The 13,025-nt window shown below is 63.2% G+C and carries 9 protein-coding genes; 3 read left to right on the top strand and 6 right to left on the bottom strand.

Annotated elements, in window-relative coordinates:
• The first annotated feature begins 129 nt into the window (after nt 1–129).
• The gene (locus ACYHH6_RS27180) at nt 130–1,350 is read left to right on the top strand and encodes an alanine racemase (protein WP_352583869.1); all 1,221 of its coding nucleotides are present in this window, start codon (nt 130–132) and stop codon (nt 1,348–1,350) included.
• Here the strand turns inward: ACYHH6_RS27180 and ACYHH6_RS27175 are convergent.
• Nucleotides 1,347–2,078 (bottom strand): SDR family oxidoreductase, encoded by a 732-nt coding sequence (locus ACYHH6_RS27175; RefSeq protein ID WP_352583870.1) that lies wholly within the window; start codon nt 2,076–2,078, stop codon nt 1,347–1,349. The two genes, ACYHH6_RS27180 and ACYHH6_RS27175, sit on opposite strands and share 4 nt — an antisense overlap.
• 120 nt (nt 2,079–2,198) lie before the next feature.
• On the opposite strand from ACYHH6_RS27175, the gene ACYHH6_RS27170 reads away from it, so the two are divergent.
• Complete coding sequence (locus ACYHH6_RS27170; RefSeq protein WP_352583871.1) at nt 2,199–3,098, top strand: LysR family transcriptional regulator; 900 nt, start codon at nt 2,199–2,201, stop codon at nt 3,096–3,098.
• A 53-nt stretch (nt 3,099–3,151) separates the two neighbouring features.
• On the opposite strand, the gene ACYHH6_RS27165 is transcribed toward ACYHH6_RS27170, so the two are convergent.
• Both ACYHH6_RS27165 and ACYHH6_RS27160 read right to left on the bottom strand, forming a co-directional pair.
• On the bottom strand, nt 3,152–4,381 hold the full coding sequence (locus ACYHH6_RS27165; RefSeq protein WP_488500490.1) for a lytic murein transglycosylase: 1,230 nt from the start codon (nt 4,379–4,381) through the stop codon (nt 3,152–3,154).
• Between the two features lie 92 nt (nt 4,382–4,473).
• A complete protein-coding gene (locus tag ACYHH6_RS27160) occupies nt 4,474–5,271 on the bottom strand; it encodes a glycoside hydrolase family 25 protein (RefSeq protein WP_352583873.1) in 798 nt (265 codons plus the stop codon).
• 238 nt (nt 5,272–5,509) lie between these two features.
• On the opposite strand from ACYHH6_RS27160, the gene ACYHH6_RS27155 reads away from it, so the two are divergent.
• Nucleotides 5,510–6,889 (top strand): serine hydrolase domain-containing protein, encoded by a 1,380-nt coding sequence (locus ACYHH6_RS27155; RefSeq protein WP_352583874.1) that lies wholly within the window; start codon nt 5,510–5,512, stop codon nt 6,887–6,889.
• Nucleotides 6,890–6,945: 56 nt separating this feature from the next.
• Here the strand turns inward: ACYHH6_RS27155 and ACYHH6_RS27150 are convergent, their stop codons facing one another.
• The 3 genes from ACYHH6_RS27150 to ACYHH6_RS27140 all read right to left on the bottom strand — a co-directional run bounded on the left by ACYHH6_RS27150 (nt 6,946) and on the right by ACYHH6_RS27140 (nt 12,764).
• Nucleotides 6,946–7,668, bottom strand: coding sequence for a class I SAM-dependent methyltransferase (locus tag ACYHH6_RS27150; RefSeq protein ID WP_352583875.1), 723 nt, complete (start codon nt 7,666–7,668; stop codon nt 6,946–6,948).
• On the bottom strand, nt 7,665–8,912 hold the full coding sequence (locus ACYHH6_RS27145) for a BtaA family protein (RefSeq protein ID WP_352583877.1): 1,248 nt from the start codon (nt 8,910–8,912) through the stop codon (nt 7,665–7,667). Before ACYHH6_RS27145 ends, ACYHH6_RS27150 begins: the two co-directional genes overlap by 4 nt.
• 99 nt (nt 8,913–9,011) lie before the next feature.
• A complete protein-coding gene (locus tag ACYHH6_RS27140; protein ID WP_352583879.1) occupies nt 9,012–12,764 on the bottom strand; it encodes a hydantoinase B/oxoprolinase family protein in 3,753 nt (1,250 codons plus the stop codon).
• Nucleotides 12,765–13,025 lie beyond the last annotated feature (261 nt).

Below are 13,025 nucleotides of genomic sequence, written 5' to 3'. Positions count from 1 at the left end.
CTGATCGGATGGCAGACGTACCCATTTGGACCTAACGCCGTAGCATCAGCGCCGCGAGACACAGAATTGTTTTCTTTAGCCGCTAGCTTGGATTAATTGTGCGCAGCCGAGAAGTCAGGGGATTCGTCCATGCAGCGATTCGAGAATGCCCGCGAGGCGGCGCTGGCGCTTCGTCCTGACGACCCGGTCTACTGCTTTCGCCCGCAGGTGCTGAAGGCGGACGCCAAACAATTCATGGGCATGTTTCCCGGCAAGACCGCCTATGCGGTCAAGACCAATGGCGAGCAGATCGTGCTGAAGGCGCTGGTCGAAGCCGGCGTTACTGCCTTCGATGTGGCTTCGCCCGGCGAGTTCGCCGCCGTGCGTGCGGTCTCGCCCGAAGCCGAAATGCTTTACATGCATCCGGTCAAGGCGCAGTCGGACATCAAGTTGGCGCTGGAGAAATACGCCATCCGCGTCATTTCGCTCGACCATGAGGACGAAATCACCAAGCTGACGCGCGTGGTGCGGGCGCTCGACATCGATCCGGGCGCCATCAGCGTGTTCGTGCGCATCCAGACCAAGGGCTCGGCGGCTTACGAACTGTCGAAGAAATTCGGCGCCGGACCGGCCTATGCGGTGGAGCTTGCCGAGCGGCTCAACCGCACCGGCTACAAGGTTGGGCTTTGCTTCCATGTCGGCAGCCAGATCGAGGATCCCGACACCTATGAGCGGGCGCTGGCCTCGGCCGACTGGGTGCGCAACCGGTTGACCTTCGACGTGGCCGGTCTCGACGTCGGTGGCGGTTTTCCCGCCGAATATGGCCATGACCCCAACCGCAAGCAGGTCGAGATGCCGTCGCTCGGCCAGATCATGTCGCGGCTGTCGGGCGACCTCATGGAATATCAGTTCGACCAGGTGCCGCTGGTGGCCGAGCCCGGCCGGGTGATCGTCGCGCGCTGCCTTTCACTGATCGTGCGCGTGCTGCTGCGCAAGGGCAAGCGGCTCTACATCAATGACGGCATCTGGGCGTCGCTGTCGGATTCATGGACCGGCAAGATCACGCTGCCGGCGCGATTCATCCCCGATCCGGCGATCCGCTCGCGCAATGGCGAGGAGAAGAACATCGTACCGTTCAAGGTCTGCGGCGCGACCTGCGATTCCGTCGACATTCTGTCGAGGCCATTCTGGCTGCCGGAAACCGTCGACACCGGCGACTGGATCGAGATCGGCCATATCGGCGCCTACTCGCTGTCGCTGAGAACCCGCTTCAACGGCTTTTATCCCGACACTTTCGTCGAGGTGACGACGCCCTTCGACGAAGGGGACGCACCGCAAGGGTTTGCCAGCCTGGAGACGATGGCGGATTAGGCCACCCCGCCACCGGCCTGGATATTCTCGCCGGTCAGCCAGCGGGCCTCGTCGCTGGCCAGGAAGACCGCGACATCGGCAACGTCGCGCGTGGCGCCAATCCTGCCGAAGGGCGACATGCCGGCGGCCACGGCACGATCGCGTTCGGGAAGCAGGTCCGTGTCGGTGAAGCCCGGCGACAGTGCATTCACGGTGATGCTGCGCGCCCCGAGTTCCCGCGAGAGCACGCGGACGAATTGTTCGACGGCACCCTTGCTGCCGAGATAGAGCGCCGTCTGCGTGAAGAACATCTTGGTGCCGCCAGTGGAGACCGCGATGATCCGGCCGCCGTCGCTCACACGGCGCGCTGCTTCCTGAAGCGTGAAGAACGTGCCCTTGGCATTGGTTCCGAAGACAAGGTCGAAATCGGCTTCACTCACCTCGATGGACGGCTTGATGATGGCGACGCCGACATTGGCAACGACAATATCTATCGCGCCCAATTGGTTCTCGGTCTCGTCGAACAGGCGACGGACATCGGCAAGAACGGAAATGTCGGCCTCAATGGCGATGGCCTTTCCGCCCTTGCTGGCGATAGCGACCACGGCCTCGTCAGCTGCTTTCCGGTTGCTGACATAATTGACGACGACGGCAGCGCCCTTGGCCGCGAGCCCCTCGGCGATGGCTCGCCCGATACCGCGCGAACTGCCGGTGACCAGTGCGGTTTTGCCTTGCAAGGACTGGGACATGATCAATTCCTTCAACCGTTCAGGCCCGCGGTTGGCAGGCCGATGGTCAAGAAATAGGGCAATACAACTGATCAGATAATGGTCTATTGTCTAACTGGCTTGTTAATCCAGGAATACACAATGCGCGGTTCCGAATTCTCCCAGCTCAAGGCATTTGCCGCGATCGTGGAGGAGGGCAGTTTCGTTCGCGCCGCGGCGCGGCTGCGTGTGTCGCCGCCGTCGCTCAGCCAATCGATCCGGCAGTTGGAGGCTCGTATCGGGGTCAGGCTGCTCAACCGCACGACCCGCAGTGTTTCACCGACCGCTGCCGGCGATACGCTGTTTGCCCGGCTGGCCGCTGCATTTGGCGAACTGGACGGTGCTGTTGCCGACGTTCAGGCCGGACGGGATCGGCCGGCGGGATCGCTACGCATCAACGTGTCGCGCGTCGCGGCGATGCGTTTCATCGCGCCTATCCTGGGAGACTTCCAGCGCGCCTATCCCGAAATCGCGCTGACGGTGATCGTCGACGACATGCTGACCGATATTGTCCAGGGCCGGTTCGATGCCGGGATCCGTCTCGGCGAGCGGCTGCACAAGGACATGGTGGCAGTCAAGCTCAGCGAGGATCTGCAAATGGCGGCGGTGGCTGCCCCGGCCTACCTTGAAGGCCGCGCAATTCCCCGTCATCCCCAGGATCTGCACCAGCACCAATGCATCAATTTTCAATGGCCGGGCGGCGGCAACATCTACCGGTGGGAGTTTTCGCGCGGCAAACGGGTTCTTGAAATCGCAGTCCAGGGCAGCCTGACCGTCAACGACACCGGGCTGATGCTGAATGCGGCGCTGGGTGGAGCAGGTGTCGCCTACATGATCGACTATCAGGTCCAGCCGTCGATCGGGGCTGGCAGGCTGGTGAGATTTCTTGAGCCCTGGTCGCCCAGCTTCCCAGGCTTCTTCCTGTATCACCCAAGTTCGAGACACGTCCCGCCGGCTTTGCGAGTATTTATCGATTTCGTTCGGGCAAGGACTAGAGAATAGGGAATACCGCTTGGGGAGGTTCTACTGCCTAGGCCCTGCTGCCACTCAATTCTTCACAACTTCCCCAACAGTTCCGGCGTCGGCCAGCCATCGACCGGCATGCCAAGCCGCATCTGTTCCTTGCGGATGGCTTCGCGAGTGTTGGTGCCCAGAATGCCGTCGACCGTGCCGACGTCATAGCCCCTGGCCTCGAGCTTGGTCTGCAATTCCTTCATCTGGTCGCCATTGAGCCCGGTTTCGGGAGTGCGCGGATCGAACTGCTTTGCCCCTGCCAGCCGTGCCGCGAGGTTGGCGGCAGTTAGCGCGTAGGTGAAGGACTGGTTCCATTCGAGATAGACGTCGAAATTGTCATAGGCGAGGAAGGCCGGGCCCTTGCGGCCCATCGGCAGCGCCAGGCCGGCCTTCAGGCCGTTGTCGATCAGCGGCGTGCCGTCGGGATTGGTAACGCCCCATTGAGCCCATTGTGACAGCGGCAGCTTGTTGGTGCGGCCGGTCTGCTCCCACGGCATGTCCTCGGGCACGCGCACTTCCTCGATCCAGGGCTGGTCGCGTTTCCAGCCGCGCGACAGCACCTTGTTGGCCGTGGTCATGATCACGTCGGGCACGCTGCGCCTGAGGTCGACGATGCCATCGCCGTCGCCGTCGACGCCGCGCGCCAGATAGTCGGAGGGCAGGATCTGCGTCTGGCCAACCTCGCCGGCCCAGGCGCCGGTGACGTCGGCCGGCACGACGCCGCGATCGATCAGCATCAACAGCGGCACCAGCTGCGGCCTAAACAGCTGCGGGCGGCGGCAGTCATGCGACAGCGTCACCAAGGCGCTCAGCGTGTGGAAATCGCCCTGCACGGCGCCAAAATCGGTCTCCAGCCCCCAGAAGGCGGTGATGATCGGCGCCTGGACGCCGAACTGCTGGTCGGCGCGGGCAAAGACGTCGGCGTATTTCTTCAGATTGGCCGCGCCCTGCTTCAGCCGGTAGGCCGAGATCATGCGGTTGGAGAACTGGATGAAGGTCTGGGCGAAGACGCCCTGGGCGCGATCGCGCGCCAGCACCTTGTCGTCGATGGAAGCGGCTTCCAGGGCGTTAAGGCCGACAGCGCCGACACCGGCTGCCTTGGCTTCCGCCGCCACGCCTTGTTTCCAAGCTTCGAAGTCGCCGCCGCATTCCTGCGCTGCCGCCGGCATGGCCGCGGCGCTGAGCAGCAGGGCCGCGAGCAGCCCGGAGCGCAGTCGGTTCTTCGACTGTTTCCGGCCCTGATATCCCTGTGGTTGCAAATCGGTTCGCATGGACCGTCGAAAAGCAGGCGGCAGCGCCGGTGTCAACGGGTGTTCTGCCGCGGCCTGCGGTTTCGGACGGCTTCGCTGCCGTTGCGCCGGTGTCAATGCGTGTTCTGCCGCAGCCACTTTTTCCAGGCGGCTTCGCTGCCGTTGAAAACGTTGATATCGGACTTGCCGGTCATGCCGGGAACGATGCCGGTTCCGGTGTACTGCCAGAAGGTGAAGGGGTGGCTGCCGTATTTCTGGCGGGGATGGCCGGCAACCGAGCGCAGCCAGTAGGGATAGCCGCGGAAAGTCGAAAGGTCGTTGTCGTCGAAGAAGTCGACCGAGGTGTAGATGATCGGCTTTTTGCCATAGTGCCGTTCGACGATTTCAAGAAAGGTGGTCATCTCCGCGCGCACCGTCGCCGAATCCGGACGCAGCCGGCAGGTCGGCGATTTCGGGTTCCATTCCATGTCGAGCACCGGCGGCATGGCCGAGCGGTCGACAGGAACGTTTTCGATGAACCAGCGCGCCTGGGTGGCGGCCGGCGTGCAGAAATAGAAGAAATGGTAGGCCGCGCGCGGAATGCCATTGGCTTTGGTGCGGGCCCAATGCTCGTTGAAATAATCGTCGAAACGATCGCCGCCCTCGGTCGCCTTGATGAAGGCGAAGGAGATGCCGCTGGCCTTGGCTGTCGGCCAGTCGACCGACGTCTGGTACTTGGAGACATCGGTGCCGTGAACGGCGTAATTCCAGGGCGTGCCGCTGTCCCACTCATGCGGCTTGGAGTCTTCGAAGCGCGGTGCGCGCACCGCAACCGTCGGGCTGCTCGAAGGCGACATCGACGGCACGAGATCGCTGGCGGTCGAGCAGGCGGCCAGCAGCGTCAACGTGATGAGGGCCGTGAAACGGCGCATCGCATTTCCCGAGCCGGAATCAGCCGGTCGCTGTTGGGTTTTGTTGTTGCAGGTAGCCCCACCAGACCAGACGATCGCCCCACAGCATCGCCCGATTCTCCAGTGATCGCCGATCATGGTTGATAACAGGTTGACGGCGCTCGACAAGAACACCGATTTTGCGGAACCAATGGCGGCAAATCGATGACATGAATCGAGCCGCAAGCCACCGGGCAGCGGAAAAGCAGGGACTTAAAAGATGCGGGTCGTCGTGAAGATCATCAAATGGCTGCTTGGCCTGGTCGTGCTGGCGGTCGCCGCATTGTTTGCCTGGCTCTACATCGCGCCGCCGGAACTGATCCGCGTCGGTTCGGGCTATTCGGCCAAGATCGTCTGCTCGAATGTTTTTATCGCCGGACGTGACCCCAACGAGGTGCTTGCCGTCGACGTGCGGGCACCTGGCCATCCACTGCTCAGGCTTATGAAAGTGTCGGTCGACAAGAACAGGGGGACCGTCTCGGCCGGGCTGCTTGGCTTCCTCGGCAAGAGCGTTGCCGTCGCGCGCGACGGCTTGGGTTGCGCCTCGGTTCCCGACGGCGATGTCGGCAAGGTACGGCGCACGACAATCCCTGCCGAAGCGTCGGCGACCACCAAGGGCGATCTGTGGCCGGAGGGAGATCGGGTCGATGCCTCGCAGAATCCCGAGATCGGCAAGATCCTCGACGATGCAGGGATGACCGGAACCGGCATGCGGGCGGTGGTGGTGGTGAAGAGCGGCCGCATCGTCGCCGAGCGCTATGGCGACGGGTTTTCGGCGAAGACGCCGCTGCTCGGCTGGTCGATGACCAAGACGGTCAATGCCGCGCTTGTCGGCACGCTGGTCAAGGACGGCAAGATGGCGGTGACCAATCAGGGCCTGTTCGGCCCCTGGAAGGCGGACGGCCGCGCCGCCATCACCCTCGCCGATATGATGGCGATGTCGAGCGGGCTGGAATTCAACGAGGATTATGGTGACGTCGCCGACGTGACTCGCATGCTCTATCTCGAGCCCGACATGGCGGGCTTTGCCGCTGCCAAGCCGCTGACCGGCGAAGTCGGCAAGGTGTTTTCCTATTCGAGCGGCACGGCGGTGATGCTGTCGCGGCTGTGGCAGGACGCGATCGGCGACAAGGCGAAGGCGCTGGCTTGGCCGCGGACAGCGCTGTTCGCGCCGCTTGGCATGCAAAGCGCGGTGCTCGAAACAGACGAAGAGGGCACCTTCGTCGGCTCGTCCTATCTCTACGCCACCGGCCATGACTGGGCGCGCTTCGGCCAGTTCCTGCTGCAAGGCGGGGTGTGGAACGGCAACCAGATCCTGCCGGCCGGTTTCGTCGACTGGATGCGCGAGCCGGCGCCGGCCTCGAAAGTCTATGCCAAGGGGCAGTTGTGGATCGAAGCGCCGGGCGACGAGGAGAATCCTGGCGCCGGCGTTGCCGCCGGCCTGCCCAAGGACACCTACTGGATGGAGGGCCATGACGGCCAGACGGTCGCCATCATCCCTTCAGAGCAATTGGTCGTGGTGCGGCTCGGGCTGACGCCGGCCAAGCTCGGCTACCGGCCGCAGGTGATGCTTGGTGCGCTGGTGAAGGCGCTGCATTAGCTCCCTTTACCTCCCCTTGATGGGGAGGGTCGGCGCGCAGCGCCGGGGTGGGGTGCCTAGCGCTTCACCCTCACCCGCGCCTTCGGCGCGACCTCCCCCATCGAGGGGGAGATGAGGTTGTGCGATGCGATCACCACCAACCAGGCATAGCCGCGATAAAGCGTGCGGAAACGGAAGGTTGCGCCGGTTCGCCGAGATTTCGATTCCAGGACTTCGCGCAGAGATTCACGCGGGGTGACATGGAACTTTTTGAGCCAACCGCGCAACACGGCCCGGAACCAGCGCGGCAGGCCTTCCTGCTGGCCGAAATCGACGACGTGCAGCGAGCCGCCGGGCGCAAGTGCTGCAAGCGCTGCTGAAACCGTCTTTTCCCAGCCAGGGATCATCGACAGCGAATAGGACACGAAGATGCGGTCGAAACGCTCGACGCCGAACAGTGTCTTGGCGTCGAAATCGGTGGCATCGCCGCGCGCCAGCACGACGCGACCGGACAGGCCTTCACGGCCAATGGCCTTGCTGGCCGTCTCCAGCATCTCGGTCGAAATATCGAGGCCGTAGAAACGGGCATCGGGATAGCGGCGGGCGGCAAGCGCAATGTTGCGACCGGTGCCGCAGCCGAGTTCAAGCACTGTGCCGTTCGCCGGCACGTCCAGCCCCGATATCATCTGGTCGCGGCCGAGCAGGTAATATTTGCGGGTCAGGTCGTAGATATGGCGCTGCCAGCGATAGACGCCGTCCATCAACTTGGCATGGTCGGCCGGCAGTTCGCTCGTGCTCATGCCGGGCGCTTCACATAGAGGTGGAAGCCGCCATAGATCGCCGAGCGGTCGCGGGCCGAGTAGTCACGCGAAGCCTCGTCCTCGTAGTTCCACTGGTCGAGCAGCGAAGTCGAGACGCGGCCGGGCAGCAGGCTGGGTTCGGCCGCGGTGCGGAAGATGACGCGGGCGCCGACCGAAGCGGTGCGGGTGATCTCCGACCACAGCGCGTTTAGCTGGTCATCGGTCATCCAGTCCTGCGCGTCCAGCAGGATGAAGCGGTCGACGGTCCCGGCGTCCTTGCCGGCCAGGAATTCGATCAGATTGGCATGGTGGATGCCGACGCGACCGACATTGTTGCGGATCGCCTTGTAGTTGGCCTCTTCGAGATAGGCGGGCAGGGCGGCTTCGCCCGGATTGGGATAGCGGCGGGCAAAGGCCTGCCAGGCGAAATAATTGTTCTTCAACGGAAAATCACAAGCGAGCTTTTCCAGCCGGGCCTTCAGCACGCTGGCCATCGAACCGTCGCCCGAGGTGATGAGCGAATCGTACTGCGCCGGCGGAATGCCGAGACCGAACAGCGAGGCCTTACGCGATGTCGCCCATCGCAACAGCTTCTTGTCGAAGACCGGCGCCAGCTCTTCGTTGAAGAAACGACGCTGGTCGGCAATGCTCTTCGACGCCATGATGCCGGCGGGGTCGACACCGAAGAATTTGGCGGTGCGATGGCCCATGGCGATGAACAGGCCGAGCAGGCCGGTCTGGTAGAAATTGCGGTCGAAGACGGTGATGCGCCGGCGGCCGCGCCAGTTGCGGCGCTCCCAGTAGTGGCGGCTGACCGGATCGAGATGCGGCGCGATGAAACGGTCATAGGCTTCCGAATTGTGGCTGGCGTCGGCGGCGCCGAAGAAGCGGAACAGATCGCCCTGCGAAGGCAGATGGCGCACCGCCTCCAGCTTCATCCGGTTCAAGGCGATGTGGGCGGCGTTGAGATCGACCGCATCGACGCGTTCAGGCGACCGGGTGAGGTAAGCGAGGATATTGCAGCCGCCGGAGGCGATGGTGACGACGCGGTGGCCGTGGCCAAGCTGCATGGCCTCCATGTCGACTTCGGGGTCTTCCCAGATCTGCGGATAGACGAGGCCGGAAAACAGAAGCGCAAACAGCCGCTCGGAAAGGCCGGCCTTCGACAGCGGGCGGTTCTGGTAGACGGCTTTTCCAACTTCCTTGCCACGGCGAAAGACCAGATCTGCCGAAACGTCCGTCATGGCTAATGATTCCCCGTTTGCTTTGGCGCAAGCGGGTAGCGCAGCGTCATGACAGGCCGGTGACAGGCTGTTGACTGGCCGGATATCAGCTCCCGGATATCAGGCTTTGCCAAACCCGCCTGGCGTCGGCGTCGTCAGGATGACGGCGTCACCGGCGTCGAGCACGGTCTGGTCGCAGGCCATCAACGTCTCGACGCTGCCGTCCTCGCGCCGCACCTTGGTCGAGCCGACCTCGCCATCGCCGCCGCCGTCGAGGCCTTGCGGCGGCCGATTGCGGTGCGAGGACAGGATCGCGCATTCCATCTTTTCGAGGAAACGGATCGTCCGCCTGGTGCCGTCGCCGGCATCCCATTTGCCCTTGCCGCCGGATCCCTGGCGGATGTGGAAATCCTCGAGCAGAACGGGAAAGCGCAGTTCCAGCACTTCCGGATCGGTGAGGCGCGAATTGGTCATGTGGGTGTGGACGCCGGAGGTGCCGGCAAAGCCGCGGCCGGAGTTCATCTGCCCGGCCGGCGAACCGGAACAGATCGTCTCGTAATACTGGTACTGCTTGTTGCCGAAGGTCAGGTTGTTCATCGTGCCTTGCGCGTTGGCCATGGCGCCCATGGCGCCGAACAGTGCGTTGGTGACATGCTGCGAGGTTTCGACATTGCCGGCGACCACGGCGGCGGGATAGCTGGGTTTCAGCATGCAGCCGTCGGGGATGATGATGTTGATTGGCCGCAGACACCCGGCATTCATCGGTATCATGTCCTCGACCATGACGCGGAAGGCGTAGAGCACCGCTGCACGGGCGACGGGCTCCGGCGCGTTGAAATTGTTCTTCATCACAGGCGACGTGCCGGTGAAGTCAACGGTCGCCTCGCGCTTTTGCCGGTCGACCGTGATCTTCACCTTGATGACCTGGCCGGTGTCGGTCGGGTATTCATATTCTGATGCGTCGGGCAGCCGCTCCAGCACGCGGCGCACGCTTTCGGCGGCATTGTCCTGGACATGGCCCATATAGGCTTCGACGACATCGAGGCCGAAATGGGCGACCATCTTGCGCAGTTCCGCCACGCCCTTTTCATTGGCTGCGATCTGCGCCTTGAGGTCGGCGATGTTCTGGTGCGGGTTGCGAGCGGGGTAGGGGTGGTCGGTGAGCAGCGTCTGCAGTTCCGCCTCGCGGAATTTTCCGCGATCGACAACACGGAAATTGTCGAACAAAACACCTTCCTCGTCGACGGTAGTGGCGAGCGGCGTCATCGAGCCGGGGGCCGTGCCACCAATGTCGGCATGATGACCGCGTGACGCCGCCCAGAACAGGATTTCTTTCTTCGCATCATCGAACACCGGCGTCACCACGGTGATGTCGGGCAGATGCGTGCCGCCATTGTAGGGGGCATTCAGCGCAAAGACATCGCCGGGATGGATGTCGCCGGAGTTCAGCCGAATGATCGTCTCGACCGACCGGCCCATGGAGCCGAGATGCACTGGCATGTGCGGTGCGTTGGCGACCAGCGCGCCGTGACGGTCGAAGACGGCGCAGGAAAAATCCAGCCTTTCCTTGATGTTGACGGAATAGGCGGTGTTCTGCAGCGTGACGCCCATCTGCTCGGCGATCGACATGAAGAGGTTGTTGAAGACCTCCAGCATCACCGGATCGGCTTGGGTGCCGAGAGCCGCAGCGCGCACTTTCCGTTCCGTGCGGCGAATGACAACGTGATTGAGATTGGTGATTTCGGCCCGCCAGCCCGGCTCGACGACGATGGTCTGGTTCGGCTCGATAATGAGAGCGGGTCCCGCGACCAAATTGGAGGGGCGCAGGTTTTCGCGGCGATGGATGCCGGCCTCATGCCACCGGCCCTCGGTGTACATGCGCCGCGTTCCGAAAGCGCCGGCTTCAACCCGGGCAGGTCCTGCGGGCGCATAGGCTTCGGCCCTGGCCTCTGCGATTTCGCTGCCTTCGACGCCAACCGTCTCGACGATCATCGGCTTGTCGTCATAGACGAAACCAAACTGCGCCTTGTGGGCGATTTCGAAGTCGCGCCTGGCCTGGAAGATCGAGTCCTGCTCGAAATTCACCGGCAGCGTCGTGTCGGTGCCGTCGTAGCGGATGTGCAGAACCGGCTTTGCGGCAACTTTATCCTCGGCGATGCCTTGCGCCGCGAGTTCGGCGATGACGGCCTTTTTCAACGTGGCAATGAGGCTGTCGATCTCTGACCTGGACTCTTCCGCCAGCGGCTTGAGCAGCGCCTGCTGGCGCGACGCGAAGATTGATGACAGGCCGATGCCGTACGCCGACAGCAGGCCGGAGAAGGGGTGGATCAGCACCGCTTCCATGCCGAGCGCGTCGGCAACCAGGCAGGCATGCTGGCCGCCGGCGCCGCCAAAACAGTTCAGCAGGTATTCGGTGACGTCGTAGCCGCGCTGGACGGATATCTTCTTGATGGCGTTGGCCATGTTTTCGACGGCGATGGTGACAAAGCCTTCGGCGACGGCTTCTGGGGTGCGGCCGTCGCCGATTTCGGCGGCGAGTGCGGCGAATTTTTCGCGTACCGCGGTCGCGTCCAGCGGCTGGTCCTGGCCGGGGCCGAAAATTGCGGGGAAGAAATCGGGCTGCAGCTTGCCCAGCATCACATTGGCGTCTGTGACGGCGAGCGGGCCGGCGCGCCGGTAGGCGGCCGGGCCGGGATTGGCGCCGGCGGAATCCGGCCCGGCGCGAAAGCGGCCAGCTTCGTAGTGCAGGATCGAGCCGCCGCCGGCAGCCACGGTATGGATGCGCATCATTGGCGCGCGGATGCGCACGCCGGCGACCTCGGTGTCGAAGGCGCGCTCATACTCGCCGTCATAATGGGCGACGTCGGTCGAGGTGCCGCCCATGTCGAAGCCGATGACTTTCTCGAAGCCGGCGAGCTTCGCCGTTTCGACCATGCCGACGACGCCGCCCGCCGGACCGGACAACAGCGCATCCTTGCCCTGGAACATGTCGGCGGCGGTGAGCCCGCCCGACGACATCATGAACATCAGGCGAGGGCTTTCCCTCCCCCTCGAGGGGAGGGTGGCGGCGGAGCCGCCGGGTGGGGTCGGATCGACTGGGCTCGACGCTCCGGCGGTGCCTTCTGAGAGGACCCCCTCTGGCCGCTTTGCGGCCATCTCCCCCTCAAGGGGAGAGATGACGCCCAGCTCGCCCGCCACCCTTTGCACATACCTCGACAGGATCGGCGAGAGATAGGCATCGACCACGGTGGTGTCGCCGCGACCGACCAGCTTGATCAGCGGCGAGACCTCATGGCTGACCGAAATCTGCGAAAAGCCGATCTTCCGGCAGACTTTCGCCACCGCCTTCTCGTGGTCGGGGTATTTCCAGGCATGCATGAAGACGATCGCCACCGCGTCGATGCCGTCGGCGCGGGCCTTTTCGATCGCGGGACGGCAGGCGGCGATGTCGAGCAGGCGCTCGACATCGCCATTGGCCCGCACGCGTTCGTTGATCTCGATGACACGCTCGTAGAGCTGTTCGGGAAGGATGATCTCCTTGGCGAAGATATCTGGCCGCGCCTGATAGGCGATCTTCAGCGCATCGCGAAAGCCGTTGGTGATCAGCAAGAGCACGCGGTCGCCCTTGCGCTCCAAAAGCGCGTTGGTGGCGACGGTGGTGCCCATCTTGATATCGCCGATCAGGCCGGACGGAATGGCGGCGCCCGATTTCAGACCGAGCAACTCACGGATGCCGGCTATGGCCGCATCAGGGTAGGCTTCGGGATTTTCCGACAGGAGTTTCCTGGGATGCAACCCGCCGTCCGGGTCGCGCCCGATCACGTCGGTGAAAGTGCCGCCGCGGTCGATCCAAAAATCCCATTTCTTGTCCACGCAGAGCTCCGGCATTTCATTTGGTTTCAGACTGTTAGAGCATGATGCCGAAAAGTGTGAAGCGGTTTTCGGACGACATCATGCTCTACTTTTCTGATTTAGAGGCGAATTCAGATTCAGGTCGATTCGACCTGAAATCATCCGCCCCTGGGCGCCATCGCCCGAGCTGCAATCACCGCCTGGGATGTTACATCAGGAAACGCAACGTTACGAAACTCATGGCCGTCTGATGCATTTCCTCTTCGAGCGTTCACAGCAATG

Source organism: Mesorhizobium sp. P171375, from assembly GCF_057786075.1.
The sequence above is the reverse complement of the archived record's forward strand: the minus strand, read 5'-3'. Positions and strand labels throughout refer to the sequence as shown.

Bases quoted from the DNA above. Each gene is read 5' to 3' on its own strand.
- ACYHH6_RS27180 (WP_352583869.1), top strand. From the start codon at position 130: ATGCAGCGATTCGAGAATGCCCGCGAGGCGGCGCTGGCGCTTCGTCCT.
- ACYHH6_RS27155 (WP_352583874.1), top strand. From the start codon at position 5,510: ATGCGGGTCGTCGTGAAGATCATCAAATGGCTGCTTGGCCTGGTCGTG.
- ACYHH6_RS27150 (WP_352583875.1), bottom strand. From the start codon at position 7,668: ATGAGCACGAGCGAACTGCCGGCCGACCATGCCAAGTTGATGGACGGC.
- ACYHH6_RS27165 (WP_488500490.1), bottom strand. From the start codon at position 4,381: ATGCGAACCGATTTGCAACCACAGGGATATCAGGGCCGGAAACAGTCG.
- ACYHH6_RS27160 (WP_352583873.1), bottom strand. From the start codon at position 5,271: ATGCGCCGTTTCACGGCCCTCATCACGTTGACGCTGCTGGCCGCCTGC.
- ACYHH6_RS27145 (WP_352583877.1), bottom strand. From the start codon at position 8,912: ATGACGGACGTTTCGGCAGATCTGGTCTTTCGCCGTGGCAAGGAAGTT.
- ACYHH6_RS27170 (WP_352583871.1), top strand. From the start codon at position 2,199: ATGCGCGGTTCCGAATTCTCCCAGCTCAAGGCATTTGCCGCGATCGTG.
- ACYHH6_RS27175 (WP_352583870.1), bottom strand. From the start codon at position 2,078: ATGTCCCAGTCCTTGCAAGGCAAAACCGCACTGGTCACCGGCAGTTCG.